The following is a 26131-nucleotide window of genomic DNA, read 5'->3' as shown; positions in this document are numbered from 1 at the left end:
TGTTCACGCCAAATGGTCCAGTACCGCATCGGCCATGCGCAGCGCCAGGGCGGTGCCGGTCAGCGTTGAATTTACCGTGGCGGCGGAAGGCATGATGCCGGTGCCGGCAATAAACAAATTCGGATGATCGTGGGCGCGGCAGTCGCCATCGACAACCGAATCCGCCGGATCCCGACCCATGATCATCGTGCCGGTAATATGCTGGTTGTTGTCATAAACACCCCGCTCGCTGTATTCCGCCTCTGTACCGCCCAGTAGTCCGACAATATTTTGAAAATCCCTTAGAGATTGGTCATAACCACGATGCACATAGTCGGGAAAACGGTAATGGACTTCCAGGCGGGGGAGCCCCCAGGCATCCCGAGCGGTCTTGCTTAATACCACGCGATTGTCAGGATCGGGCAACATCTCTAGTAAAGATTTAAGCTGCACGTAATGCGCCGACTGATATAGCAACCGTTCGTTTAACTGCTTGCCATAATAACCCTGGCGAATAAGCCGCTCGGTCAAAAAACGAACCGGTGAGGTATTGGCGACATCAATGCGCACGGCGGAACGTTCCCGACGAAAGGGCCCATCGCGGGTATTATTAATGCTGCCGGGGCGCATCGGCCCGCGGCCGAAATAGACCGGTTCGTCGGCGAAAAAGATGACCGAGGCGCCGGGATGATCCATCAAATTACGGCCAACCATACCCGAGCGGTTGGCAATACCGGCGGGGAAGCGCTTGCTCTGCGACATAAGCAATAATTTTGGGCTTTCGATGCCGTTGGCGGTGAGAACAAAGCATCGCCCCCGGACTTTATGGCTTTGTTTATTGGCATCGAGATACTCTACCCCGCGAATATAGCCGCCGTCATCGGCACGGATGGCGTAAACCACCGCATTGGCCACAACCCGCGCCCCGGCGGCGATGGCTTTATTTACGGCAATACCGCCATGGTATTGCGCATCAATGGGGCAGATGGGTAAACAGTTGTTATTACCGCAACAGGCTGGCCGGCCGTCATAAGCGATACTATTGCGCGCCTGCGGGCCTATCCCCAGCACGTAACCCTGGCCGGCGATGCGTTGACGAATACGCTCAAAGCCATAGGGTAGCGGTAGCCCCGGCAAAGGGTATGGCTGGGCGCGCGGCGATCCCAGCGCATCGTCCCCAGACACGCCCATGAATACTTCTGCTTCATAGTAATAGGGTTCAAGATCCGCATAACTTATCGGCCAATCACGCCCGACACCGTAGAGCGTGCGCAGCTTCATGTCGTTGGGCAGCAAACGAAATGCCTGACCGGCCCAATGCCAGGTGGTGCCTCCGACGCCGCGTAGATACTGGGCCAAATAGGGGTCTGGCCCTTTTTGTATAAGATACTGGTTATCGTGCGGCTGAAATTTTGGCTGCGGCGCCCAGGGTGTCGCGGGATAGGGCTCGGTAAAATCCCCTTTCAGGGGAGACTGACGAAATCTCTCAACGGCCTGCGCGCGCTTGATGATCGGGCCGGATTCCAAAACGACCACCGAGGCGCCGGCTCGGGCTATTTTCAGCGCGGCAAGCGCTCCGGCGATGCCCGCGCCAATCACCACCACATCCGCACTTATCGCGTTAGCCATGGGCACTGACCTCCGCGCCGGGCTTTTTGACCCAGAAATTTGGCGGACCGGGGGCATAGCTCGGCGGCAGCAGCACGTGATGTAGGAGGCGATAACTGACCAGATTCTCAAAAGCAATACAGCGCAGATTGTCGCCCTGTCCGACCACGCCGAGATACCACCCGTTGATAAGCTGATGGTATAGCTGGCGCAGTGGCGGCGATTGCTGCGCCAGTACCTCCAGCCACGGCGGTCCTGCGCTGCCGTGCTGCTCATCCAGGCGTGACAAGAGCGCTTCCAGCTGGGCGTCCAATTGGGGATGATACAGCGAACGATAAAGAGCGAAGGCCAGATCTGGCTGAAGTTTGTCGATACCGGTCAATTTTTTTGACACCGCCATAAACGGCGCGGAAACCGGCAGCAAAGGCGCCGCTGTCGGCAAGGCAGCGGGTTGTAGATAGGTGAAAAACTGGCGCAAATACTGGCTGCTTATCGCCGCGGCCAGTACGCCGGCGGCGCCAACTAGCCATTGGCGACGGGATAAAAGGCGCATTGTTCCCTTCCGTTTAAGAGGTCCCAACCACGGCCTTGCGCAGCGGCCGACCTTGCGGCGCAACGAATCCGGTTGTGATGTCTCGAAAAGAGTATCAAGTGGTTAATGTTAAATGATGTTTGCCAAACCGGTGTGCAGGGACTCTTTAGCCGGCAAGCAGGTGAGGCACACATAGCGAGGCTGAGGCCGCAAACTCGCCTTGCCCGCGCTCCTTTATTGCGCCGCGCCGCTCTTCGGCGCAGCGCTATCATTGCCTCGTTACGGCGCGCTAGGGACTTTAGAGAAAGTGGATGAAGGAATAAGGGGGATCGCGGGTATTAGCCGAAACTCTGTGAACGCCTCTTAGGCGCGCGCAGGGCAACATTGATCAGCCAATAAAGCGCACTGGCGGCAAATAAAGAGTTGAGTGAAGACACACCCGCCTCTACGGCAAAGCCCACGATGCTTCCCGTTAACCAAGAAACGATCGCACACCAGCCTATAGCGGGCGTAGCGGCGCCATCCGGCAAGGTATGATTAAGGCGCGTTGCGTCAAGCACATCTCGGTGCGATCGTAAAATGTAGTAATCCACCAGCATTATGCCGATAATCGGCGGGAACAAGATGCCGAGGAAGTTGAGAAAATCCACAAACCGCTCCAATATGCCCATCGCGGAAAAAGCCGTACCGGTAAAGCCTATCAATAGCGTTATCCAGACATAGCGGATTTTTTTACCCACCAGCATCTCCACCGCATTGGCGATACCCAACGACGAGGAATAAAGGTTGATATCGTTAATGCGGAGCGTTGAAAAGATCACCGTTACGAGCCCCATGCCGCCTGCGGTTTGTGCCATGATGGTTACCACATCCGACATGTTGAGCGCGCGTGCAATCATTATCGCCACGCCATTGATGATGAATTCGCCAACCACAATGGTCAGTGTGGTCATCCAAAAGACGTGTTTCCCATTACGACAATAACGGCTCATATCCGGTGTGATCAACCCGGCAACAATACTGCCGCCGACGACCATGGTGATACCCTCGCCAATACTCATGGCGGATCCGCCGGGGGTACGCTGAAATAATTCGATAGGGTTGTGCCCCGACAGGGTGGTGACGGAAATATAGCCCACCACCACAATGAATATCGGCACCGCCAGCTTGGCGGTAACTTTCAATGCATCGAAACCATAAGCCACCAGCAGGGTGATGGCGGTACCGGAAAGGATAGCCGCCCCCTTGAAGCCCAGCGCATCATTCAAAGCATAATTCAATCCTTTGGCAAACACTGCATTTTGCACGCCAAACCAGCCGAGCAAACTTATCGCAATCACGATACCGATCAAAGCGGATCCGATCCGGCCAAAACCGCACCAGCGGGCCAGAAGGCTGCCGGATAATCCTTCGCGCATGCCCGCCAATCCCAGCCCAAGCGTCACCACACCGAAAATCAGGCTACCGATGGCGATGGCGATATAAGCATCGGTAAGCGTCATCGCATGGCCCAATACCGCGCCAAGCATAAACTGATCCAACGCGGTTAACATGCCCATATGCACCAACGCTACGCTTAAAAAAGGCAATCGCCTGTTTTGAGGAACGCGGCATAATGAATAATCAGTCAGTGAAATCATGGTATTATGATCCGAAATAATCCATTAACAAAAAACAACGCCCTTATGCAGGAAGTTGTGCGGTATATAGTTATCCAGCCCCGCATTTTTACAAAACTCAATAAATTGAGACAGGGAATGCACGCCGGCTTTTTGGTATATCGAGAAAACGCGATTTTCCACGGTTCGATAAGAAATTTGCAATATTTGCGCTATCTCTTTCGCCGAAAACTTTTGCTGCAAAAAAAACACCAGCTCCAATTCTTTTTTAGTAAAAAGCGTTTGCGACTGTTCCGTGTGGAGTACGGAAGGCCGCTTGTTATTGATTAATAGCAGCGGTGATACCAGGATCACTTCCCGGGCGTTCCACACCGTTCCTAAACACTGGCGTTGGGCATCGTATATGGGAAATTTACTGCTCAGGAAGGGTTTCAGCGTCTGCTCGCCGTACCAATAGTGGGTTTCTATAACGGTAGCGCTTCGTTGACTGTTCTCTGCGATTCTATCGTGTTCTTGCAACGCTTGGGCCATTTCCGACCAGGCGACGGGAAATTCATCATCTTTCCTACCGGCAAAATCAAACTTACTTGGCGTGCTGGTGTAATGCAGCGCGGCGCTATTCATGTAAACGTGTCGAGACTCCCCATCTTTAATGCCCCAAGGCTCATCCAACTGCTCAAAAAACCCAATCAAGGCCGTGATGCTTTGTGGATCGTCTTGTTTGAACATTCGCGTTTGCTTCCCGGTAAAATTGTCGATAAACCTACGCGTACAGGTAGGTAACGCCCCTTTGCGGCTTTTCCCCTTGCCGTCGTTGCCTTGCCGGAGGATCAGTTTCCCCGGCAAAAGAAGAAGGGGCCAAGGCACATTGAGGCCCTGATAGGCTAACGGTGGTATCGCGCATCGAACTAAAAGGGCGGGCGTCTCTACGGCGGACCCGTTTTGCACGGCGAACCACCAATAGTGAGCGTTAAGCGCCGTCGCCCCTTTGAGTATCTATTATCGCCTGGGCGTTGACCGATCATGGGAACAATGGCATTACCGCCACCGCAAACGACGTTGAGCACCTAGATAATTGAGGTATCAGGTTCAACCGTTTTCTTTCTAACATCAGAGGCGAAGAAAACAGATCATTCTGCGCGGAAGAAGCAGATATTTAATATGATGAGAGAGTAAATTAATATACCAAAAACATCATACACCGACATATTCCATATGCTAGATACCCGCCCTGCCTCATCTCAGAATATTGCCTCACAACCCACAATAACACGCAAAATACTGTACTGATTACTCCCGCTGTCGTCAAGATAGTCGGTTCACCCATGGCGACCTGTAATGACCTGTTCAACCCTGGAATAGGGGTTTATTATTGCCAACCCCCACATGAGCAAGTGCTATTGTCCGCTGCGTAGCAAAATGCATCACGCTAAAGGGGCGAAAAATATGACGCTGACCGTTGCGGCAATAAGTCAATATAATATCATTCACCTTTAGCATTAATTATTGAACGCACCCACATTATCACTTGCCCGATCTTCCCCCTGATTCCCGCTATGGCTAATACTTGCCAGAAAAGGGGATTCGCTCCGTCTCGGGCCACTAATTTTCAGCCCCCTTGTCCCCCTCCGTGATATAGCGACCCGGCGAGATACCGGTATGGCGCGTGAACGCCACGCCAAAGGCGCTGACCGAACTGTAGCCCACACGCTCGGCGATCTCGGCCATTGACGTCTCCTGTTGGTTCAGCAACCGTTTGGCGAGCGCCATGCGCCAGACCAGCAGATAGGTCATTGGCGCGACGCCTACCTCACGGCTGAAGCGTTCACAAAAGGCCGAACGCGACATCGCCGCCTCGCGGGCCAATAGCGCAATGGTCCAGCGCGCGGCCGGACGATCATGCAGGCGGCGCAGCGCCTGCGCCAATCGGGGATCGGACAATCCGCGTACCAGACCCGGTGAGGCCGCCGTGATGGCGGCAGAGCGAAACGCCTCGATCAGCAGCACTTCGAGTAGTCGCGTCATCACGATCTCTCGAGCCGGCCGGTCCGCGCGGTATTCATCGCCCACCATTTCGACCAGCGCCGACAGGCGCCGCTCACCGCGCACATGCACCCACTGCGGCAACAGCGATACCAGCAGCGCCGAGTCCGGCGACCCGAAGTCACAGTGACCCACCAGCATACGCACGTCAACGGCGCCGTCGGGATCCCCAACGCGCGCGCCGCCGGGCATTGGCGCGATTGGCGTCGAAAGGGTTTCCTGCGCGTGGGGTGGCAACCTGTCGAGGCTGGACGTCGCAAAACCACGCGTGGCGGGCAGCAAGGCAAAATCCCCTTCGTTAAGTATAAGGGTTTCACTGCCCTCCGGCCCCTCTACCGTTAAATGACAGCGCCCTTCGAGCACGACGAAGTAGAAAGGGCGACCCGTGTCGTTGCGACGCACCGCCCAAGGCGCCGAGGCCACCACCAGCTTCGAGAACGGCGCCGCGGGGCGCAATAGCGCAACCACCTCCGCCAACGGGTCAACCAGTCTGGACGATCTCAACATAGAAGCGGACCTGCGAATATAGTCAGTCCTGTGTCTTAACACTAAGGTAGCAGCACTGTCAAACCAAGGAGATGACGATGTCCTCTACCCCCACCGTTCTGATAACCGGCTGTTCGTCAGGTTTTGGTCTTGAAATTGCGCGGCGTTTTTTAGATAACGGCTGGCGCGTGGTTGCCACCATGCGTACGCCGCGCGCGCATGACCTACCGCGCTCCGACCAGCTTACTGTGCTGCCCCTTGACGTCACCGATGCCGAGAGTATCCGTCGCTGCATTGCAGCGGCAGGGCCACTTGATGCGTTAGTGAATAATGCGGGTGTCGGGCTGCTGGCGCCGCTGGAAGGGATTGCGTTAAACAACGCCCGCGAGGTTTTCGAGACCAATACGCTGGGTACCATCGCGATGACGCAAGCCGTATTGCCTCAGTTTCGCCAACGGCGAGCGGGGATCATCGTCAATGTTACATCGACAGTGACGCTAAGACCGCTGCCGCTGCTGGCGGTTTATACGGGCAGTAAGGCGGCGGTTAATGCCTTCACGGAATCGCTGGCGCTGGAATTGGCGCCCTTTAACATCCGGGTGCGGCTGGTCCTGCCCGGACGTGCGCCAGGCACCCGCTTTGGCGACAATGCCCGCCGTTTGATGGGCGACAGCGTACCCGCGCCCTATGCCGATTTCCAGCAGCATATTCTAGCCGGCGTACGCGACACCGCCACGCCGGTGACCCACGCCGAGGACGTGGCCGCCTCCGTCTGGACGGCGGTTACCGATCCTGCTGCGCCGATGCGCCTGCCGGCGGGTGACGATGCGCTGGCGCAGATGGGGATGTAGCGCCACCGCGCTTTCGCCGCCAAGGGCGTGGGAAGCAGGCATAAACGGCAGGCCAGGGCGCAACGGCGTAAGCACTCTTTGCGTCGGCGCTACTGGCCCACACGGGCGGCGCCAACCCGCTTGGGTTGGACTGCCTTTGCAGGCCGGCGCGGAGCGGGTAACAGCGGGCTGGCCCGACGTCCTGAGCCCGCCATACGCCCTGGCCCGGTCTCGCTCACGCCGTCATCTTTTGCTCGCGCCACCGTGTCTCTATCCCATCGGTCGCCGCACCAGCCATACCACCACACCCTATAGTGCTTTGCTGCTATCGGCTAGGGCGGGCTGATAATAGCGCTCGGTCGCGCCAACGCCTGTCGCCCCCGATAGCGAACCTGAATCGCTTCCGCCTATCTTTCCTTCCCTGGTCAAAGCCTACGCCGTTGTCAATTTAGCCGTGAAGTCAATGATTCACTTTAGCAAAGCAAAGTACAAAAAGTACTAAAGCAGCGGCAGATAGGGCTATTTAAATTCGTCCCGCTGTGTTTACAATATTACCTATTTCCTGAGCGCAATAAGGGCCGCTAATGGCAACGTTAACCTGGGATCATGTGGTCCATTATGTCAATAATCTGGATGAGGCTATTGCGGCATTTTCTGCTAATCAATTAATGGCGTTTGCCGGTGGCGCTCATCCTGGTTGGGGAACGCATAATGCGTTGAGCTACTTTGGATTAACCTATATTGAATTTTTGAGCATACGCGATCGGCAAGAAGTTGATCGGGCTAAGCATGACGCTTTATTAGCGCGGGATATAGCCGCATTATTACCCGACCAGCAGATTTTATATCGAATTGCGCTACGCAGCGATAACATTGATGCTACCTACCGTTCGCTTCAGCAACACGGATTATCGCTTTCGCCAATTCAAGCGGGCAAACGCCATGATGCCCAGGGGAATTTGATTGAATGGCGCATGTTCACCTTGGATGGAGAGTATCAGGGGGTAGCCTATCCCATTATCATTCAATGGGGTGAGCCCGATGAGCAGCGTCTGCGCACTTTACGCCAGCGTGGTATCGATCGCCCCCACCCGGCGGGCAGGGTAAGTTTATTCTCAGTTTCATTGCAAGTGACGCGGCCACAAGACGTCAGTCGACATTGGCAAAAGTTATTTAATTTCACAGCGGATGAACGCGACCCGACACAATTATACATCGGTCAGCAGAAATTGATTTTCACTCAAGGGCCGCAGAACCGTCTGACGTCAGTGCAATTGCAAGCAGATAATGCATCATTGAAAAACAAAACAGTTGTGGTGGGCGAAAGCGAATATCAATTCATTTAATGTGACATGGCAGTTAATAATATGCATAAGCAGGATACTCTCATCCTATTTTCGCCTGTCCAAGTGATGTTGGTCATCGGGATGTTTTAGCGTACCCGCTGATACGATCTATTTTGTTTTCTTTTCCAGCGGCAAATAAATCCGTTGAATTCCTACGCCGATAACAAGGCGCGTAATACGTTATTTGAGGTTATCAAAACAATGAAGGCTATCGTTTTGCGAGAACATGGTGATAACAGTCGCTTTGCCCTGGAAGAGGATTTCCCCGATCCACGGCCGGAAAAACACGAAGTTATCATTCGCGTCAAAGCAACTTCTCTGAATCACCACGATATTTTTACCCGGCGCGGCATGCCGGGCATTACGCTGTCCTTTCCCGTTATCATCGGTCTCGATGTCGCGGGCGAAATCGTCGCGCTGGGGGAGGAGGTCACGGGCTGGACTATTGGCGATCGGGTTTTGGTCGACCCCATCGATCGTGTCGATGGCGGGCTCATTGGCGAAACCCGCCACGGCGGGCTGGCGGAGCTATGTCGGGTGCCGGCGCATCAGCTCATCGCGCTACCCGATGCCGTCTCATTCGCCGAAGCGGCCGCATTGCCGGTCGCCTACGGCACCGCCTACCGCATGCTGAAGCATATCGGCCGCATCCAGGCCGGCGAACGCGTGCTGATTCTGGGCGCCAGCGGCGGCGTCGGCGTGTGCTGTGTTCAGTTGGCCAAACTGGCCGGCGCGGAAGTTATCGCCTGCGCCGGCGATGCGGAGAAAGCCGAGCGCCTGCGGCAGCTGGGCGCCGACGACGTCATCCTTTACCGCGACGAAGATTTTATGAAGGCTATCTACGCCCGCTACGGTAAGCCGCATCGACTCAAGGGCGCGGCGCAGCCCGGCGGGGTCAATGTGGTAGTGAATTTTACCGGCGGCGATACCTGGGTGAAATCCTTGCGCGTGCTGCGGCCGCGCGGCCGCTTGCTGACCTGTGGCGCCACCGCTGGTTTCGCCCCCACCGAGGATATCCGTTTTATCTGGTCTTACGAATTGCAAATTCTCGGCTCCAATATTTGGGATAGGGAGGATCTGCACGATCTGCTGCAACTGGTCGCCGAGCGGAAATTGCAGGTGGTAGTCGATCGGCAATGGCCGCTGGCACGCGGCATCGACGCGCTCGCCGCGCTTGAAGCGCGCCAGGTATTCGGCAAAGTGGTGATCGCATGACGCAACCTCTGACGCAGCCGCAGCTAGAAGCCTTGTTTAAATCGTCGCCGTTTATTGACTGGCTCAATATCGGCATTCACGCCATCGATTATGACGCCGAGACGTTAACTGTAGTGGTGCCGATGCGCCCGGAATTCGAGCGCGTCGCCGGCAGCGGACAATGGCACGGCGGCCCCCTCGCCTCCATCATCGACACGGTGGGCGACTTTGCGCTGGGCGTCCTGCTCGGGCAAGGCCTGCCGACAATCAATTTCCGGGTCGATTATTTGCGGCCGGCGGTGGATACCGATCTGCATGTCACGGCACAGGTACGTCGCCTGGGACGTCAGGTCGGGGTCGCGGATGTGGATGTTTTCAACGATCGCGGTCAATTGCTGGCTATCGGCCGCGCCAGTTACGCCACCGGCGGCGCAGTCGCCCGCGCCGGTTAGCCATTATTGCCTGCCGGACGAGGTGAGTTCCACGGTACCCGCTGCGGCAGGCTGCGCGGCGGTTCGCCCCCTGGCGGACACGTATTTTTTGGCGAATTGACGGCGGCATACTTCGACAACGGACGCCGTCGAAAGCCACATTTATCACCAAGGTTACCTCGGAGCATGACCCTATGACCACCCCATCAACCAATTTGGGCGATTTGATCGACCGTTCCCTCCCGCAGGATCGTATCGCCATTGTCGATTTGCGCGATCCGCAAAGCCCGCGCGAATATACCCACCGGCAGATCGATGAGCTGGCGGGCGGCGTCGCGCGCTATCTGCAATCGCAAGGCTATCGGCCCGGCACGGCGATAGCCATTGCCGCCCTCAACCGCGCCGAATATATTGCCGCCTATTTTGGCATCATGCGCGCCGGAATGGTGGCGGTACCGTTAAATATCAAAGTTCCCGAGGAGACGCTGCGCTATTTTCTCAGCGATAGCGATATACGCCTGGCTTTCGTGGATGATGCGCGTTATGCATTATTGAAAGATGATGTTCCGCTTATCAATTTTGACGATCCGGGCGAGCGGGGCTTTGCCAGCGTCATTACCCCAAGCGCCTTCGTGACCGTTGAGCCCACGCCCGACGACATCGCCATGACGCTTTATACCTCGGGCTCCACCGGCCGGCCGAAAGGCGTCCCGCTTACCCATGCCGGGCAACGCTGGGCGCTGCAATCCGCGCTTATGAATGAGGCGGTGAGCGATGTACCGGGTCGTTATCTGGTGGCGCAACCGCTGTTTCATATGAACGGCCTGTTTCTGACAAAACGTGTTTTTGCCGCTAACGGGCTGCTGGTGGTTATGCCGGCCTTTAATGAGCAGCGTTATCTGCGCGCCCTATCCGACTATAAAATCAACTTTGTCACCGTGGTGCCTACCATGTTCGCCAAGCTATTACGCGATAGTCAGTGGCTGGCGCAGCATGATTTCAGCGCGCTTAAGAAGATCGTGTTGAGTTCCGCGCCCACCACGCTAGCGCTGGTGGACAGAATTAAGGCCGCCTTCCCGGGGGTGCAATTGGGCAACAGCTACGGCACCACCGAAGCCGGGCCGACGGTATTCGGCCCTCACCCTCAGGGCATCCCTACCCCGCCTTTGGCGCTGGGCTATCCGCTGCCCCAGAGCGAAGTGGCGCTAGTGGGAGGTGAAAGCGCCGACCAAGGCGTGCTGCGGATGCGCAACCCTGCCGTGACGCCGGGCTATCACCGCCTGCCGGAAAAAAGCGCGCAAGTTCTACAGGATGGCTGGTATGACAGCGGTGACGTCATGCGCCGCGATGCTCAAGGTTTTTACTATTTCGTTGGTCGCGCAGACGACATGTTTATTTGCTCTGGCGAAAACATCTATCCGGTGGAAGTGGAAAAAACGCTGGAGTCTCACCCGCAGGTGCGCCAGGCGTGTGTGGTGCCGCTGCCGGATGAGGAGCGCGGCCAGGTACCGGTGGCGTTTGTGGTGCTGCGGCCGGGCAGTGTTCTGGACGATGCGGCGTTGAAGCAGCATGCCTTGCGCCATGCGCCCGCCTATCAGCATCCGCGACGGATTGCGTTTGTCAGCGAATTGCCTTGGGCCGGCACGAATAAAGTGGACCGTAACGCCCTGCTGGCCCTTGCCCGACAGTTGGAGCTGCAACAGCGTTGGCATCAGCCGGAAGACGGGGTGGTCGAACATGGCTAGCGGACACGTCGCGCGCAGGCGCCAGCGCGCCACGATACCGCGCAGAGATCGCTACCGCGTCGATCGGGGTCGGCTAATGCCCACAGCGCATCGGTGGGTAACGGGGAGAGCGGGCCGATGAGCGATATATCTTTGCTGTCGCGTCTGCGCCAGGCGCGCGCCGGGCGGTTCAGCCACGTCGGACAACCCCTGACGCTGAGCGGCGGAGCGTTGCTGTCATTGGGCGTGCTGGCCTTGCTGGAGGATTTCGCCGCCCGGGCGCACTGGATCAATGAGGTGAAATTTCCACCGGCGGGAGAGATCCTGCTGGAAACCGGGCACCTGCTGCACCAGGGCCAACTCCTGACGCCGCTCGCCGATACATTATCCCATTGGTTGATGGCACTCCTTATCGCCATTGCCTTGGGGTTTGCCCTCGGTGTGGCCATCGGGACCCAACGCTGGTTGTCATTTTGGCTAACGCCGCTCATTGAGTTCATCCGGCCGGTGCCCTCGACGGCGCTGATCCCCCTGGTCATTCTTTCCATCGGCGCCGATGCGGCAGGAGCCGTTTTCCTAACGGTTTTCGGCACCTTATGGCAAGTATTGCCGCTGTTCATCGACGGTAGCCGGCGCCTGGATCCGATGGCGCTGGACGTCGCCCGCGCCTACCGCCTGCCGCGTCTGACGTTCTTTCTGTATATCCGGCTGCCGACGCTTTGGGCTACGTTGAAAACCGCCATCCGTATCGGCGGTGCCGCCGCGCTGGTGCTGTGCATCAGTATGGAATATCTGGCCGGCATTAACGGCATCGGCAAAGAAGTGTCCGTCGCCTACAGCGGTGAAAACTACCTGCGCATGTACGCCTGCGTTGTGGTGACCTTACTGCTGTCGGTGGGAATGAATCTGGCGCTCTCTCTTTGGCGCGCCAAAGGTCAATCGGGAGCGTCATGATGAACCGATTACTGCGTCTTTCCGGCGAAACGGGGGTGATCCTGCTTGCGTTTCTCTTGTGGTGGCGTCTCAGTGACCGCTCGGAAAGCCTGTTTTTCCCGGCGCTGCGGGACATGCTGACCGACGCCTGGTCGTATTGGACCTCCCCGGCGGGCTGGGCGGATATGGCAAGCACGCTGGGCAATATCATCGCCGGCTTCGTCGACGGCCTGGCGGCGGGCATTGGCGGCGCGTTATTGCTGGGACGGTTGCGCGCGCTAATGGTGATGCTGATTCCGCTTATCGAGCTGTTACGCGCGACACCCAACGTGATTTTGTTGCCGATTACCATTTCCATGCTCGGCATCGGCAACGAAATGAAACAGCTCAATATCGCCATTGCCGTGTTCTGCCCGGTGTTCATCACCACCCTTGATGGCTATCGGCACATTCCTTCGCCGTTGCGCGAGACGGCACGGGCGTTTTTACTGCGCCCCTGGATCCAGTTCCTTTATGTGACGCTCCCGGCGCTGCTGCCGGCGATGTTGACCGGTATCCATATCGCTATTCCACTGTCGCTGATTACCAGCATCACCAGCGAAATGGTAGGGGAAACGCGCGGTATCGGTTCGGTGATCCTCAGCGCGCAATACCGTTTCGATATCACACGCATGTGGTCAGGCGTGCTGCTTCTCGCGCTGCTGGGGTTTAGCGTCAATAAGGTTTTCAGCGTCATGAAAACCGCCATTATCAGAAGGCTGCATTGACATGCTCACTGTTGCGCAACTACACAAAGTTTACCCCTCTGCACAGGGAAACCACGAAGCGATACGCGCGATTTCGTTCACCCTGCACGAAGGGGAGTTTCTCAGTATCGTCGGCCCCTCTGGCGCGGGGAAAAGTACGCTGCTGCGCGCCATTACCGGGCTAGAACGCGCCACCCGCGGCGATGTGCTGTATCAGGGCAACGCGGTACGTTCGCCGCAAGCGGATTTCAGTATCGTCTTTCAGGATTACCGACGTTCGCTTTACCCCTGGCTGACGCTTGAAAGTAATATCACGCTGCCGCTGCGCCATCGTGTGCGGTCCAGCGGCGAGCGCAGCGCCATCGCCCACGACATGTTGGCCCGGGTGGGGTTGGCCGGTATGGAAGGACGTTTTCCGGGGCAATTGTCCGGCGGACAGCAGCAACGTGTCGCCATTGCGCGCGCCCTGGCCTGCCGGCCGCGGCTATTGATTTTAGATGAACCCTTCGCCTCGGTGGACGCCCAGACCCGCTTTGAGCTGGAGGACCTTGTCTTGAACCTGAAGCGGGAAAGCGGCGTAAGCGTGATTCTGGTAACGCACGACATTGACGAGGCAACCTATATGAGCGATCGCGTACTGGTGCTCAGCCATGCTCCCGCCACGGTTATTGATGAGGTGGCGGTATCGCTACCGCAGCCGCGACACCAGCTCACCACGCGGGCGCTCGCGGATTTCGCCACGATACGATCCCGGCTGTTGACCCAATTGCTGGTCACGCGGACGGATTTATACCAACGTTAAGCAACCAAGAGAGTCTCAAGATGGCATTACTTCATTTTTCCAGGGTGATAAAAGTCTCGCTGCTGCTCAGCGCCTTTGGCCTGGCCAGCGGCGCACGGGCGGAACAAACCAAAGTCAATGTGGCGATTATTCCCACGCTGGAGGCCGCCCCGCTGGTGATCGCGAAAGAAAAAGGCCTGTTTGCGCATAACGGGTTGGACGTCACGATTCAGATAGGCACCAGCGGCGCGACCATTTTGCCGGGCGTTTTGAGCGGTCAATACGACATTGGCTATGCCAACGTGGTGAGCGATTTGCAGGCGATCGATCGCAAGCTGCCGATCTTGCTTATCCATGCGACCTACAGCCATCCCACCGATGCGGCAAGCGATCCCTATAAGATTTACGTGGCACCGGACAGCAAATTTACCGACCCGCGCCAATTGGCTACGGCGAATATCGGTACGCCCTACATCAATAACATTTCCGAATGGACCACTAAAAAAGCGCTGGAAAATTTACAGGTCACCGATTTTAGCCGCTTGCGCTGGACCAAAGTCTCGGGCGAGGACGCCTATAGCAGCGTGAAGTCAGGCACCATTGATGCCGTTTGGCTGGCGCAGCCGGCGGGGGCGGCCGCGGTGAAAGCAGGATTGAAACCGCTGCTCGCCGTTAATGCCGGCTCCATGCCCGGCGCGGTTGGCGGCTATTTTATTACCAGCCAACGCTATGCCCTGGCTAATCCTGAGGTGATCCGCCGTTTTAACCAGGTTATATCGCAAGCCAACGATTATGTCACCCAGCATCAAAATGAGGGCCGGGATGCCGTTATCACGCATTTTCATTTCGATCGGGACCTGGTTTATGCGGCGCCGTTGAATAACTTTACCAACGATCCCGGCATCGATAATTTACGCATCATCGCCAACGACCTGGCGCGTTATGGTTTAATCAAAAAAGCACCCGACGTGAATAGCGTGTTCTGGCGGAATTGATAACGCGCCGCGCCGCGAATCGCGGCTTGGCTTGGCTTGCCCCGGGCAGAATAAACCCCCTGCGCCGAATTTCCAGCGGGTAAGGCTCAAACAGCGCGACGGCGTGATGGCAGATAACGAGCAACCCGCGCCGAGACGCGAACGGGCGGTGCACCAAGTCCCTATCGCCCGTCGCAAACGACGCCTATGCGCATTAAAGCTGGGCGATTAGCGCCATCGATAACAATACCAGGAGTGAACATGACGGCACCTTATCGGGTGAATGGAGAACGGCTATGGCAAAGCCTGCAAACGCTGGCAACCATCGGCGCGACCCCGGGAGGCGGCGTGACCCGTCTGGCGCTCAGCGCCGAGGACGGCCGCGGGCGCGACCTCCTGCGCGAGTGGGCGCAGGAAGCGGGGTTTAGCTGTGAGGTTGATGAGCTGGGCAATATGTTTATGCGCCGCGCCGGCAACAATCCGGCGCTGGCTCCCGTGCTCACCGGCTCCCACGGCGACTCTCAGCCGCTTGGCGGCAACTACGACGGCATTTACGGCGTCCTGGCCGGACTGGAGGCCCTGCGCACCTTGAACGATCGCCAGATCAGCACCGAACGCGATATTGTGCTGGTCAATTGGACCAACGAGGAAGGCGCACGTTTCGCCCCCGCCATGCTGGGTTCCGGCGTCTGGAGCGGCGTGTTCGAGAAAGATTATGCCTTGACGCGTCAGGACCAGACGGGCGTGAGCGTTGGCGATGCCCTTGCGGCTATCCAATATGCCGGCGCACGCCCGGCAAAGGCTATCTCGCTGCACGCCAGCTATGAAATACACATAGAACAAGGTCCCATTCTCGAAGCGGAACACATCGATATCGGCGTAGTGCATGCCGCGATGGGGCTGCGCTGGTATGACGCCACGATCCGCGGTTTCGCCACCCACGCCGGCACCACCCCCCTATCCGCGCGGCGGGATGCACTTTGCGGCTTTGCGCAACTGACGCTGGCGGTAGAGCAAATAGGACACCGTTTCGCCCCCGATGGCCGCGCAACTGTCGGCATGGCGCAGATAGCCCCCAACTCGCGCAACGTCGTGCCGGGCCAGGTCAACTGTAGCGTGGAATTGCGGCACCCGGATGCGGCGAAGCTGGCAGAGATGGAAACGGCGCTTCGCCTCGCCGTGGAAGGCCTGGCGCAGCGGCAACTGGAGGGCACCCTTGACAAGATTTTCGAGTATACGCCGGTCGCCTTCCACAGCGCCTGCGTGGCGGAAATTGAACGGGCGGCGCAGGCGCTCGGTTACTCGCACCGGCGCATGGTGTCCGGCGCGGGTCACGACGCCTGCTACGTTAATCGGGTAGCGCCAACGGCGATGATCTTCATACCCTGCGAGAAAGGGATTAGCCATAATGAAGCGGAAAATATTTTGCCGGCGTGGGCAGAACGCGGCGCCAATGTGCTGCTGAATACTCTGCTCGCTTCCGCCGGTTGACGCCGATCGAAATGGCTGCCCGCGCGTACGCCGCGGGCTTGATGATCAATGACGGTTAAACACGTCGCTAAAACGGGTTAGAAACGCTTTGGAGGCCTCTCCGCCAATTTCCACATCGCCCCCTTCCGGATTCAAGCTGGCAAGCTTCGGCAAATGGTCGGGCGCATCGGCCGCAGGATGGGTCGGCCAGTAAGCCCCTGCCGCCGCCACCACCTGTTGCCCTTCCACGCTCGCCAGCGTTTCCATTAATAGCTTAGCGCTGGCGGGGTGAGGTGACCCGGCGAACACCCCCACCGGCTGCATCACCAATATGGCGCCCTCATCGAGCACGTAGAAATCGATCGGTTGCCCTTTTTCCCGCGCGGTGATGACATTCTGCGACGATACCATCGGCGACAGCACGCGTTCGCCGGTGGCGATAAGCCGTGCCGAATCCGAGTTGCCGCGGGTAAACAGGATATCCTGACGGGCCAGCCCTTGCAGGGTATCCCAATTCAGCTTGCCGTTATTGAGCAACGCCAGGAAAAACGCCTGGTTGGAGGCCGCGACTTTCGGATCGCCTAATAACATCTTGCCCTTCCATTTAGGATCGGTAAAAGCGGGCAGATTTTTGGGCAATTGCGCTTTGTCAGGAAATGCGTTGGTATTGTACGCCGCGGTCAGCAGACTGACGCCGGTGACATACCAAGCGCCATCAGGATCGCGATATTGCGTTGGGAATTGGTCAAAATCGCTGACTTTATAGGGTGCAAACCAGCCCTTTTTCTTCCATTCGTTAGCCACGAAAGGTTCGTTTATCATGACCACATCCGCCAGGGTTTTGCCGGCGGCCTTTTCCGATTCCACCGTCGGGATCAAATCCAGCGACTGCTTTTGCACGATTTTCAGCGCAATATCGGGGAAATTTTCCCGCCAGTAGCTGACCAGTTTGCGGTTGGTGTCTTGGCGGAAGGTGTTATAGAACACCACTTCTTTTTCCGGCTTTGCCGCCGCGTACAGGGTGGCAAAACGTTGGTTCAGCGGCTCCGCATGGGCGGTGGTCAACGCCAGCGCCCCCAGCATTAACGCCGCGATAAATGTTCGACGATTCGACATAGCTAAATGATTTCCCAGGTTATTTTAGTAAATTTTCATCTAAAGTGGCATGCGGGTCGCGCCGCGCCGCATCCGCCAGCAGCGGTTGCCCTTGAAATTGCGTGCGCCACATGACGCGCCGTTGCTTTTCATCGATAAGCGTGCGGTGGTGCAGACAGTAGCGGTTGTCCCAGACCAAGACATCTCCCGGCGTCCAGCGGTGGGTCCATGTCAGGCTGGCGTCAGTCGCGGCCGCCCACAGTTGGTCCAGTAGGGCTTCGCTGCGCGCCAGGGGCAGCCCTGCGATAAACTGTGAAGGAAACGCCCGGCGACGCCCCAGATACAGCGCGCGGCGGCCGTTCTCAGGATTGCGGATCACCAGCGGATGGAAAGGACCGGGAACCTCTTCCGGGCGCGTCGGTAGTGCAATCCCCGGCCGCAATAAACCAGCGCTATTGCGGCTGGCGTCATGTTTGGCCCATAGGCCGTTAATCTCTTGCCGCAGATCCTCTGGCAGACGCTCCCAGGCCAAATACTGATTGGCGAAAGAGGTGTGGCCGCTGTCCGATGGGGCTTCCAGGGCGTAAAGCATGCTGCCTATCGGCGGCTGTTCTATGTAGGAATTATCGGAATGCCACACCACTTCCAAACTGCCCAAACCGTCGTTTTCCCGCGTGGGTTGACCATCCGGTCCGAGGTTGGTGTTGAGCATAATTTCCGGGTAATCGTCGTCTTGCGCCACGCCCGCGGCGCGAATGTAGCGGCGGTTGGCGCCTTCCTGCGGTTTGCCGAAAATTTCCGCCGCGCGCAAAAACGCCCCCGGCTGTAACGACTGGCCGGGGAACAACAGTACCAGATGCTGCTGCCAGGCCTGGCGCAGCGCCTGCGCAATTGCGCCGTCGATGGGCCGCGATAAATCCACGCCGGTGACGATGGCGCCCAGGGCATTGCCGGTCGGCCGCACCGTCAAACCACCGAGCGTGCCGTTCTGTGCCGGGGGCGCGCCGGCTGAAGTCGAAGCTGCTTGTTGAGTCATTTTGTCTCCCAGGGTGAAAGCCCAGCGGCGTGCGTACCTGCCACCTGGCCGGTGATAAAACATTCGGCCAGGTTGCCCGCGCCGAGATAGAGGTATCCCCAAATACTGCCCAGTTCACCCGCGGTATAGAGGCGGGGTATGGGTTCTTTGAACGGATTGATTACCCGAAGGTGTGCATCGTGCGCCGGACCGCCCTGGGTGTTATTCACCAACGGCCACAGCTGCCCGACATAGAACGGCGGGGTCTTCACCGGCAACATGCTGCTGGCCGGGCGCGCGAAATCGTCATCGCGGCCCTGCTCGCATTGCCGGTTCCAGCGCGCCAGGGTTTCGCGCAGCGCGTCGGGCTCCGCGCCAATCAACGTCGCAAGCGCCTCCACCGACTCCGCGCGTTGCAGGATGCCGTTCTCCACCTCTTTGAGATTATCATCGCTCCAGACATAGGGCTCCGTCGCGCGATCGTTCAGTACCGCCTGGCCGAGGGGGTAACGCTGGCGACCTTCCTCATCTACCACCAAAAAGGCCGGAATATGCGGAAAACGCTGCGTCACCGGATCAAACTGATCCAGCGGGCGGTGCCCGGTGTCCTGCACATAGGGCTGATATTCATTCATGAAACGTTGCCCGCGCCTGTTGAGCACAATCCATGACATCGCCACTTCCGGCGCCGACACCTGCGGTGTCCAGTCGGGGAGGCGTTTGACGCGCAGCGCGTAGGGGTAACTGGCGTCCACGTGGCGAAAGCCGTAAGAGCCGTGGAAATGCCACATATGCCAAAGATCGGCGCCCACCGCCTGCGCCATGCGGATCCCGTCGCCGGTATTAGCGCGCGTAGCCGCCGGCATCACCGGGCGGATTTGCCAGTATTTGCGCTGCATTTCCGGTGCCGCCTCGAAGCCGCCGGTCGCCAATATCACCCCGCGGCGCGCACCGATATGGCGTTGTTCATCCCGCTGATTAACCCTAAGCCCCAGCACGGCCCCGGCCGCATCGGTGATGAGGCGTTCAGCGGCGGTTTCCAGCCAGATGTCGATACCCCGGGCGCGAATATTGTCGTGCAACAGTTTAAACACGTTGGGTCCCAGTAGCCGTCCGCGGGCATGAGGATACTCTTTCCGGGCGTCGAACCCCGGGATGGCCGCCACCTCCACAATCCCCAGCGCATCGTGGCCAGGGAAGGGGTAGTTCCCGCCGCGGTCGCGCAGCTGAATGGTGGCATTATTGATTTTCGCCAGTTCGCGGAAATACGCCTCTAACCCCGCCATACCGTCGGTCATCATATCAATCACATCGTCCGGCACATCCGGCCCTGCGGTCTCACGCAGATAGGCGCGTCCCTGTGCTCTGTCCGTGACCGTGCGTACCCCGCCCCCCGCGCAAATGGAAATACCGCCGGGATCGGGCATTTTTTCAATCAAAAGCACGCGCGCGCCGGCGTCATGGGCGGCCAGCGCGGCGGCGCCCCCGGCAAAACCAAAACCGACCACCACGACATCGTAAAAGGTGTCGAAGGCGGCTGGGCGTGATGGGACGACAGACATAGTAACGTTCACTCTTGGTTATTATTCATGATGGGAAAGCGTACTGCCCGAGGCCTTCCAAACCAGGCCCAGCGCCAGTACGCTGATGGCGACAATCAAGACCGACAAGGTCGCCGCCTGATCGATGGCGCCATCGGAAATGTTTTGCATGATGACCGTCGACATCACCTGCGAATCGGTTTGCGCCAGCATGACCGACATGGAGAGTTCGCGGATACTGAGGGAAAACACCAGCACCCAGCCAATGCCTACCGACGCCTTAAGCAGCGGTAGGGTAATATCCAGCATGATACGCAGCCAGCCCGCTCCCGCGATCCGCGCAGCCTCCTCCAGCTCGACAACGATTTGGCGCAGCGCGGTGCGCACCAGGACGAAGGCGACCGGCAGCTGCTTGGCGGTATAGGCGATGAGCAACAAGGTCAGCGTACCGTACAAGATATTGATGTAGCCCAGCATGATGCCGACGCCGAAGGCAATGGACGGAAAGCCATAGGCGATCATAATCAGCACGGTAATGACGCCCCGCCCGGCGATTTGCGTGCGTTCTACCACCCAGGCGCAAATAACCGCCAGGCTGGCGCACAGGGTGGCGGTCGCGAAGGCCAGCGTCAGGCTGTTTTTCAGCGCCCCGAAGGCGACGTCGCTTTGGTCTAGCAGGTGGCGGTAATTGTCCAGCGCCAGATTGGCCACGTTAATCTCCATGCCCAGCACCTTTATCACCGATAGCAATAGCAGCGCGGCCAGCGGCAGTACCACGCTCACCAGCACTACCAGTACTACAATCCCCATCGTCAGCCAGCGCCAGGGCCCAAGCGCCAATGCCTGCCCCGGGCCCGCTTTGCCATTCAAGGTGCGAAAATCATCGCGGCCGATGAATAGCCGCTGCACCGCCAGGCACAAGAGGGTGTACAGCACGATGGGCACCGCAATCGCCGCCGCCATATTCAGCCGCGGGGGAAAAGACATTAAATCGTAGAGCTTGGTGGTCAGCACCGAGAAATTGGCCATCGTGCCGATCACCGCCGGCGCGCCGAATGAAGACAAGGTATCCAGCATGACCAGGATGGTACTGGCGAGGATCGCCGGCAGCACCAGCGGCAGCGTAATGGTCATGGTACTGCGCCAGCGACCGGCGCCGAGCATCCGCGCCGCCTGCTCATAGCTGGCATCGACGTTATGCAGTGCCGACAACACGGAAAAAAACACCAGCGGATACAGGTGGATGGTCTCAATCAACACCAGTCCGTTAAAACCGATCACGTTAAACGGCGGCGAGCTTAAATGCAGCCACGCCATCAGCAGGCGATTCAAGTAACCCGAATTCGGCGCGGCGAGAAAAATCCAGGCGATAACCGTGATAAAGGTCGGGATGACGAAAGTGATACCCACCGCGCCCACCACCAGATTTCTCCCCGGCGTGTCGGTCCGCGCCACAATCCACGCCAACAGCGTCCCGATGACGGTACTGCACACCACGACGCTTATCACCAGCCGCAGTGAGTTCCAGGCGGCCTCAAGCATGCCCGGTTCAGTGATAACCGTGCGGAACGTCGCCAGCGTAAAATGCCCGTCTTCAGACGTCAGGCTAAATTTAAACAGCCAGGCCAGCGGCCAGGCGACGCTGCCCAGTAGCACAACGATAGCCGCGCCAATGATAAGCCACTTGACGATTTGCGCCGGGGAGCCGTACCCCCGACGTGCGGGCAGCGTTAACAGGGTCTCCATCCGACTCATGGCAGCACCCAAGCACGATCGTCTTCCACCGCCACCGTCAGTCGTCCCGGGTGCGCGGGGGCATCGCGAAACTCCGCCGATACCGGCTCGCCGTCCCATTGCAGCGTCATATCATAATGGTTGCCGAGGAACACGCTATGGGTCACCGGCAATGCGACGCCGTCGTCACGCACGACGAAATCCTGCGGGCGGATCATCAGGCGCCGCGACGTGCCGATCCAGGCGGCGCGCGGGCTACGCTCGTCCACCCGGGCCCAAAAGCGCAACCCCGCCCGTTCTACTTTCACGCGCGGTTGGCGGGCATCCACCTCAATGACTTTGCCCGTTAAGATATTGGCTTTACCGATAAAGCGAGCGACGAATTCACTTTGCGGCCGCTGCCAGATCGCCTGCGGCGTGCCGGTTTGCTCAATCCGGCCGGCGTTCATCACCACAATGCGGTCCGCCAGCACCAGCGCCTCTTCCTGATCATGGGTGACGTGTAACATCGCAACGCCCATGCGCGCCTGCAACGCCCGCAATTCCCCACGCAGCACCTGGCGCATGGCCGCATCAAGATTCGACAGTGGTTCATCCAGCAGCAGCAACGAGGGTTCCGTGACCAACGCGCGCGCCAGCGCCACCCGCTGCTGCTGGCCGCCGCTCAGATCCGCCGGCTTACGCTCGGCATAGCCGCTCAGATTGACCACCGCCAGCATGCGGTTGACGCGCCGCGCGACCTCCTCGCGAGCCAGGCCCGCGATTTGCAGGCCATAAGCCACATTATTAAAAACGGTCTTATGCGGCCAGATCGCATAGTTTTGAAACATCATACCCAGTTGCCGTTTTTCGGGCGGCAGCATAAAACGCGCGCTGGCCGCCAAACGGCCGTTGAGATGAATTTCGCCCGCGTCCGGCTTGAGAAAACCGGCTACCATCCGCAACGTGGTAGTTTTACCGCAACCGCTCGGTCCCAGCAGAACTAAGCGTTCACCGGGGGCAATGGTCAGATCGATACCCGCTACGGCACGATGATCGCCCATGGATTTGGCCAGCCCATGTAACGCCAGCCGTGCGAGCGGGATGTGCTCAACATCCCGTGAAGGGGCTAATACCGCAGTCAACGTTTTACTCCTGACCATAAAAGAGGGTCATACTTGCTAGTTATTACACTCACTATAAGCAAGCTCTTCGTGAGTCCTAACCACCAATACCGGCAAAGGTAAGCCAAAAAACGCATAACGCGGTCAGGAATGCACATCCTGGGTAAACCACTCATCGGGCAGTTCGCGGCCACGGCCGGCAACGCGGGCTTTCTCCAATAGCAGCGCCCCGGCGGCGGCAAACTGATACCCCAGCCCGTGGTAATTGAGAAAAGCGGTCAATTCGCCGTCTCCCGTACGCCCCGCCGCCCGGCCCGACACCAGTTCGGCCAGCGAAGGCGCTGCCGCCAGGGTAGTGGGTAGCGGCGACGTTTTTTCCCGGTGGTCAATACCCTCCGCCACCACCAGGTGATCGTCACGCATATTGCCGCGATCGTGGACCACAACCCGATCAAATGCCGTCAGCGTTCGGGTATCTATTTCCCCCACGCGCAGGGAACCGACATGCATGCCGGGACGCAGCCACTGCGGCGACAACACCGGTTGCAGGCTATTGGTGGCGCACAGTACAATATCCGCGTCCTTCACCGCCTGCTCGGCGCTTGCCGCGGGCTGAACGGGAAGCATTAACTGGCGCTCAAGCTCGCCGGCAAAGGCGGTACGTCTTGCAACATCGGGGCTGTATACCACCAGCCGTTCAACATCACGCGTCGCCGCCAGCGCCTGCGCCTGGGCACCCGCCTGCCAGCCGCTGCCGAGAATGGCAGCGCGGCGCGCGTCCGGTCGCGCCAGGTAACGCACCCCCAAGCCGCTTGTCGCCCCAACCCGCATACGCTGCATCACGCCATCTGGAAACAGCGCCAGCGGCGCGCCGGTGGCGGTATCGAACAGCATCACCAGCCCCACCCAGCGATTTCCCGACGCCGCGGGCACTTTAACTTTGCGCGCCTTCCCCTGAATCACCGGGAAGGACAAAATATCGGAATTAATACGAATAGCGCCGACGGCATAACGCGGTACCACCGCTCCCACCATTTTTAATTGATACACCGCATTTGGATGCGCGGTGGTGGTGATCATGTCCGAACGACGGCCGTTCACGGCGTGCCCTGCCGCCACGTCGCGGTAAGTTTGTTCAAACGTATCAATACAGTCGCGCATCGTCAGCACGGCGTTGATATCGTCATTGGTAAAAAACAGCATGTCGACTCCGTCGTCATAGACGTCTATTGCAGGAAACCCATGACTATCGGGTGCGGAGGCGCGAAAGACAAAGATCATAATTGGCTAAGCTTTGCCGTTTTTCGCATAGGACAGCGGCCGCCGTTCTCGGGATAATGACCGACTTTTATCGCGTTAAAATGACCGGAGAGACCATCATGTCCGTGCGCAATGTTAACGTCGCACTCCCTGCTCCCGGCGGCGCGCTGGCGGAGCAAATCGCCGCCGTGCTGACCCGACCGTGGCCCGTGACCGCCGGCGCGGCCGAAACGGCCGTGAATGACCTGCTGGATATGGCGGGCCTGTGCATCGCCGCACGCCGCAGCGATTACATAACGGCGCTGGTCAACACCGAAGATCAGGCGGGGGACTGTACCGCCTTCGGCCACCCGGGCGGTTTCTCCGCCGCCGGCGCGGCGCTTATCAACGGCACCGCCACCCACGGCGAGGACTTTGACGATACGCTCGAAGGCGCACCTATTCGCGTGGGCGCGATGGTATTACCGGCGGTGCTGGCCGCGGCGGAACGGCACCACCGAACGGGGACGGATGCGCTGCGCGGCATCATCGCCGGATTGGAGATGGTGTGCCGTTTTAATCATGTGGTACCCGGCGCAATCCACAAAGCGGGCTTTCATCCGGTCGGCGTGATAGGCGTGCTAGGCGCCACCGCCGGAGCGGGCGTGGCGCTAGGTCTGAATGCGCAACAACTGACCGATGCCTTTGGTATCGCCGGCAGTTTCGCTTCTGGTCTGGGAGAATTTTTGAGCGAAGGCGCCTGGACCAAGCGCCTGCATCCCGGCTGGGCGGCGCAATCGGGATATCGGGCGGCGCTGCTGGGGCAAGCGGGCTTTAATGGACCGCGCACCATCTTCGAGGGTCCGCGCAACCTGTTCCGGGTTTTTGGACGTGATGCCGCGCCGGATTACGCCCCCCTACTGGCGGGTCTTGGCGAGCAATGGCGCATGGAGCGCATCGCGTTTAAGCCTTATGCCTGCGGTACCATGATACATCCGTATATCGACTGCATATTACAGCTGCGCCGCGAAGGCATTCAGGCGCAGCACATCGTCGCTATCGAATGCGATACCGCTGAAGGGTTGGTGGATCGCCTTTGGGAACCCTTGGCGGCCAAGCAACGACCCACCTCCGGCTATGCCGCCAAGTTCAGTATGCCATTCGCCATGGCAGTTGCCTTTTACGAGGGTGACGCCGGGCTGGCGCAATTCACTGACGTGAAAGTGACGCAGCGGGCGGTGCTGGACCTGGCGAGCAGAATTCACTATCGGATCGATCCGCACAATGATTACCCGCGTAATTACAGCGGCCACCTGCGGGTGACAATGACCGATGGCACCGTGCGCGAATGGCATCAGGGCCACTTTCGCGGCGGGGTTCGCGAGCCGCTGACTCGCGCCGAACTTATTGCCAAATTCAACAGCAATATCGCCTGGGGCGGCCTATCCCCGGAAGCGGGCGAGCAACTACGCCAATTTTGTCTTACGCTTCCCGAGGTGGCGGATATGCAAACGCTGGTGCGGCTCCGTCAGCAGGTTTGACGCGCTGTCTCGCCGAACGGCGGCGGCGAAGCGCGAGTCGCTCTTTCCTCTCCTTTTCGCCGCGGCGCGCCGGCCTCCTTCGCCCCAACGCCGGCATCAAGAGCGCTATTGCGCCCCGCACTGTTCCGCCGCCTTGCCGGTATTAAGGGCGCTATTGCCCGCTGCAC

The 26131-nt window shown here is 58.6% G+C and carries 22 protein-coding genes; 11 read left to right on the top strand and 11 right to left on the bottom strand.

The genetic code is table 11. The features are described 5' to 3' along the window. Window positions 1–3 precede the first annotated feature (3 nt). The 5 genes from SANT_RS21215 to SANT_RS21195 form a co-directional block, all read right to left on the bottom strand. Window positions 4–1608: a GMC family oxidoreductase gene (locus SANT_RS21215; protein ID WP_025424228.1), complete on the bottom strand. Its 1605-nt coding sequence runs from the start codon at window positions 1606–1608 to the stop codon at window positions 4–6. Next, window positions 1601–2140, bottom strand: coding sequence for a sorbitol dehydrogenase family protein (locus tag SANT_RS21210; RefSeq protein ID WP_025424227.1), 540 nt, complete (start codon window positions 2138–2140; stop codon window positions 1601–1603). The genes SANT_RS21215 and SANT_RS21210 overlap by 8 nt, the downstream gene beginning before the upstream one ends. Window positions 2141–2457: 317 nt before the next feature. Then, window positions 2458–3759: a purine-cytosine permease family protein gene (locus SANT_RS21205; RefSeq protein WP_025424226.1), complete on the bottom strand. Its 1302-nt coding sequence runs from the start codon at window positions 3757–3759 to the stop codon at window positions 2458–2460. A 24-nt stretch (window positions 3760–3783) separates the two neighbouring features. Further along, window positions 3784–4467 (bottom strand): helix-turn-helix transcriptional regulator, encoded by a 684-nt coding sequence (locus SANT_RS21200; RefSeq protein WP_025424225.1) that lies wholly within the window; start codon window positions 4465–4467, stop codon window positions 3784–3786. An 873-nt stretch (window positions 4468–5340) separates the two neighbouring features. Further along, window positions 5341–6270 (bottom strand): AraC family transcriptional regulator, encoded by a 930-nt coding sequence (locus SANT_RS21195; protein WP_025424224.1) that lies wholly within the window; start codon window positions 6268–6270, stop codon window positions 5341–5343. 95 nt (window positions 6271–6365) lie between these two features. Here SANT_RS21195 and SANT_RS21190 point away from each other — a divergent pair, with 95 nt between their 5' ends. From SANT_RS21190 to SANT_RS21145, 10 genes are all read left to right on the top strand, one after another. Further along, window positions 6366–7118: an SDR family oxidoreductase gene (locus tag SANT_RS21190; protein ID WP_025424223.1), complete on the top strand. Its 753-nt coding sequence runs from the start codon at window positions 6366–6368 to the stop codon at window positions 7116–7118. Window positions 7119–7681: 563 nt separating this feature from the next. Further along, window positions 7682–8443 carry a VOC family protein gene (locus SANT_RS21185; protein WP_025424222.1) on the top strand — a complete coding sequence of 254 codons (762 nt, stop codon included), beginning with the start codon at window positions 7682–7684 and terminating at the stop codon, window positions 8441–8443. Between the two features lie 201 nt (window positions 8444–8644). Beyond that, a complete protein-coding gene (locus tag SANT_RS21180; RefSeq protein WP_025424221.1) occupies window positions 8645–9658 on the top strand; it encodes a quinone oxidoreductase family protein in 1014 nt (337 codons plus the stop codon). Further along, window positions 9655–10089: a PaaI family thioesterase gene (locus tag SANT_RS21175; RefSeq protein WP_025424220.1), complete on the top strand. Its 435-nt coding sequence runs from the start codon at window positions 9655–9657 to the stop codon at window positions 10087–10089. The genes SANT_RS21180 and SANT_RS21175 overlap by 4 nt, the downstream gene beginning before the upstream one ends. 173 nt (window positions 10090–10262) lie before the next feature. Continuing rightward, a complete protein-coding gene (locus tag SANT_RS21170; protein WP_025424219.1) occupies window positions 10263–11813 on the top strand; it encodes a class I adenylate-forming enzyme family protein in 1551 nt (516 codons plus the stop codon). Window positions 11814–11930: 117 nt separating this feature from the next. Beyond that, window positions 11931–12746 (top strand): ABC transporter permease, encoded by an 816-nt coding sequence (locus SANT_RS21165; RefSeq protein ID WP_025424218.1) that lies wholly within the window; start codon window positions 11931–11933, stop codon window positions 12744–12746. Further along, a complete protein-coding gene (locus SANT_RS21160) occupies window positions 12743–13492 on the top strand; it encodes an ABC transporter permease (protein ID WP_081730525.1) in 750 nt (249 codons plus the stop codon). The genes SANT_RS21165 and SANT_RS21160 overlap by 4 nt, the downstream gene beginning before the upstream one ends. A gap of 1 nt (window position 13493) precedes the next feature. After that, a complete protein-coding gene (locus SANT_RS21155) occupies window positions 13494–14273 on the top strand; it encodes an ABC transporter ATP-binding protein (RefSeq protein ID WP_025424216.1) in 780 nt (259 codons plus the stop codon). A 20-nt stretch (window positions 14274–14293) separates the two neighbouring features. After that, entirely contained in the window at window positions 14294–15247 is a 954-nt protein-coding gene (locus SANT_RS21150; RefSeq protein WP_025424215.1) for an ABC transporter substrate-binding protein, read from the top strand. Window positions 15248–15487: 240 nt separating this feature from the next. Beyond that, entirely contained in the window at window positions 15488–16717 is a 1230-nt protein-coding gene (locus tag SANT_RS21145; protein ID WP_025424214.1) for a Zn-dependent hydrolase, read from the top strand. Between the two features lie 45 nt (window positions 16718–16762). Here SANT_RS21145 and SANT_RS21140 read toward each other — a convergent pair whose 3' ends face one another. The 6 genes from SANT_RS21140 to SANT_RS21115 all read right to left on the bottom strand — a co-directional run bounded on the left by SANT_RS21140 (window position 16763) and on the right by SANT_RS21115 (window position 24387). After that, window positions 16763–17812, bottom strand: a complete 1050-nt coding sequence (locus SANT_RS21140) for an ABC transporter substrate-binding protein (protein ID WP_025424213.1) — start codon at window positions 17810–17812, stop codon at window positions 16763–16765. Between the two features lie 19 nt (window positions 17813–17831). Further along, on the bottom strand, window positions 17832–18827 hold the full coding sequence (locus tag SANT_RS21135) for a TauD/TfdA dioxygenase family protein (protein ID WP_025424212.1): 996 nt from the start codon (window positions 18825–18827) through the stop codon (window positions 17832–17834). Continuing rightward, window positions 18824–20368, bottom strand: a complete 1545-nt coding sequence (locus tag SANT_RS21130) for an FAD-dependent oxidoreductase (protein WP_025424211.1) — start codon at window positions 20366–20368, stop codon at window positions 18824–18826. The genes SANT_RS21135 and SANT_RS21130 overlap by 4 nt, the downstream gene beginning before the upstream one ends. Window positions 20369–20389: 21 nt before the next feature. Beyond that, on the bottom strand, window positions 20390–22093 hold the full coding sequence (locus tag SANT_RS21125) for an ABC transporter permease (protein WP_025424210.1): 1704 nt from the start codon (window positions 22091–22093) through the stop codon (window positions 20390–20392). Between the two features lie 5 nt (window positions 22094–22098). Next, the gene (locus SANT_RS21120) at window positions 22099–23205 is read right to left on the bottom strand and encodes an ABC transporter ATP-binding protein (protein ID WP_237234711.1); all 1107 of its coding nucleotides are present in this window, start codon (window positions 23203–23205) and stop codon (window positions 22099–22101) included. Between the two features lie 123 nt (window positions 23206–23328). Then, on the bottom strand, window positions 23329–24387 hold the full coding sequence (locus SANT_RS21115; protein WP_025424208.1) for an ornithine cyclodeaminase family protein: 1059 nt from the start codon (window positions 24385–24387) through the stop codon (window positions 23329–23331). Between the two features lie 176 nt (window positions 24388–24563). Between SANT_RS21115 and SANT_RS21110 the strand changes: the two genes are divergently transcribed. After that, the gene (locus tag SANT_RS21110) at window positions 24564–25964 is read left to right on the top strand and encodes an MmgE/PrpD family protein (protein WP_040133582.1); all 1401 of its coding nucleotides are present in this window, start codon (window positions 24564–24566) and stop codon (window positions 25962–25964) included. Window positions 25965–26131: the final 167 nt, after the last annotated feature.

Source organism: Sodalis praecaptivus (assembly GCF_000517425.1).
In the GTDB taxonomy this organism is placed as follows: Bacteria; Pseudomonadota; Gammaproteobacteria; order Enterobacterales; family Enterobacteriaceae; genus Sodalis_A; species Sodalis_A praecaptivus.
The sequence above is the reverse complement of the archived record's forward strand: the minus strand, read 5'-3'. Positions and strand labels throughout refer to the sequence as shown.

Coding starts and splice junctions, on each gene's coding strand:
- SANT_RS21215 (WP_025424228.1), bottom strand. CDS start 1,608: ATGGCTAACGCGATAAGTGCGGATGTGGTGGTGATTGGCGCGGGCATC.
- SANT_RS21210 (WP_025424227.1), bottom strand. CDS start 2,140: ATGCGCCTTTTATCCCGTCGCCAATGGCTAGTTGGCGCCGCCGGCGTA.
- SANT_RS21205 (WP_025424226.1), bottom strand. CDS start 3,759: ATGATTTCACTGACTGATTATTCATTATGCCGCGTTCCTCAAAACAGG.
- SANT_RS21200 (WP_025424225.1), bottom strand. CDS start 4,467: ATGTTCAAACAAGACGATCCACAAAGCATCACGGCCTTGATTGGGTTT.
- SANT_RS21190 (WP_025424223.1), top strand. CDS start 6,366: ATGTCCTCTACCCCCACCGTTCTGATAACCGGCTGTTCGTCAGGTTTT.
- SANT_RS21185 (WP_025424222.1), top strand. CDS start 7,682: ATGGCAACGTTAACCTGGGATCATGTGGTCCATTATGTCAATAATCTG.
- SANT_RS21180 (WP_025424221.1), top strand. CDS start 8,645: ATGAAGGCTATCGTTTTGCGAGAACATGGTGATAACAGTCGCTTTGCC.
- SANT_RS21175 (WP_025424220.1), top strand. CDS start 9,655: ATGACGCAACCTCTGACGCAGCCGCAGCTAGAAGCCTTGTTTAAATCG.
- SANT_RS21170 (WP_025424219.1), top strand. CDS start 10,263: ATGACCACCCCATCAACCAATTTGGGCGATTTGATCGACCGTTCCCTC.
- SANT_RS21165 (WP_025424218.1), top strand. CDS start 11,931: ATGAGCGATATATCTTTGCTGTCGCGTCTGCGCCAGGCGCGCGCCGGG.
- SANT_RS21160 (WP_081730525.1), top strand. CDS start 12,743: ATGATGAACCGATTACTGCGTCTTTCCGGCGAAACGGGGGTGATCCTG.
- SANT_RS21155 (WP_025424216.1), top strand. CDS start 13,494: ATGCTCACTGTTGCGCAACTACACAAAGTTTACCCCTCTGCACAGGGA.
- SANT_RS21150 (WP_025424215.1), top strand. CDS start 14,294: ATGGCATTACTTCATTTTTCCAGGGTGATAAAAGTCTCGCTGCTGCTC.
- SANT_RS21145 (WP_025424214.1), top strand. CDS start 15,488: ATGACGGCACCTTATCGGGTGAATGGAGAACGGCTATGGCAAAGCCTG.
- SANT_RS21140 (WP_025424213.1), bottom strand. CDS start 17,812: ATGTCGAATCGTCGAACATTTATCGCGGCGTTAATGCTGGGGGCGCTG.
- SANT_RS21135 (WP_025424212.1), bottom strand. CDS start 18,827: ATGACTCAACAAGCAGCTTCGACTTCAGCCGGCGCGCCCCCGGCACAG.
- SANT_RS21130 (WP_025424211.1), bottom strand. CDS start 20,368: ATGTCTGTCGTCCCATCACGCCCAGCCGCCTTCGACACCTTTTACGAT.
- SANT_RS21125 (WP_025424210.1), bottom strand. CDS start 22,093: ATGGAGACCCTGTTAACGCTGCCCGCACGTCGGGGGTACGGCTCCCCG.
- SANT_RS21115 (WP_025424208.1), bottom strand. CDS start 24,387: ATGCTGTTTTTTACCAATGACGATATCAACGCCGTGCTGACGATGCGC.
- SANT_RS21110 (WP_040133582.1), top strand. CDS start 24,564: ATGTCCGTGCGCAATGTTAACGTCGCACTCCCTGCTCCCGGCGGCGCG.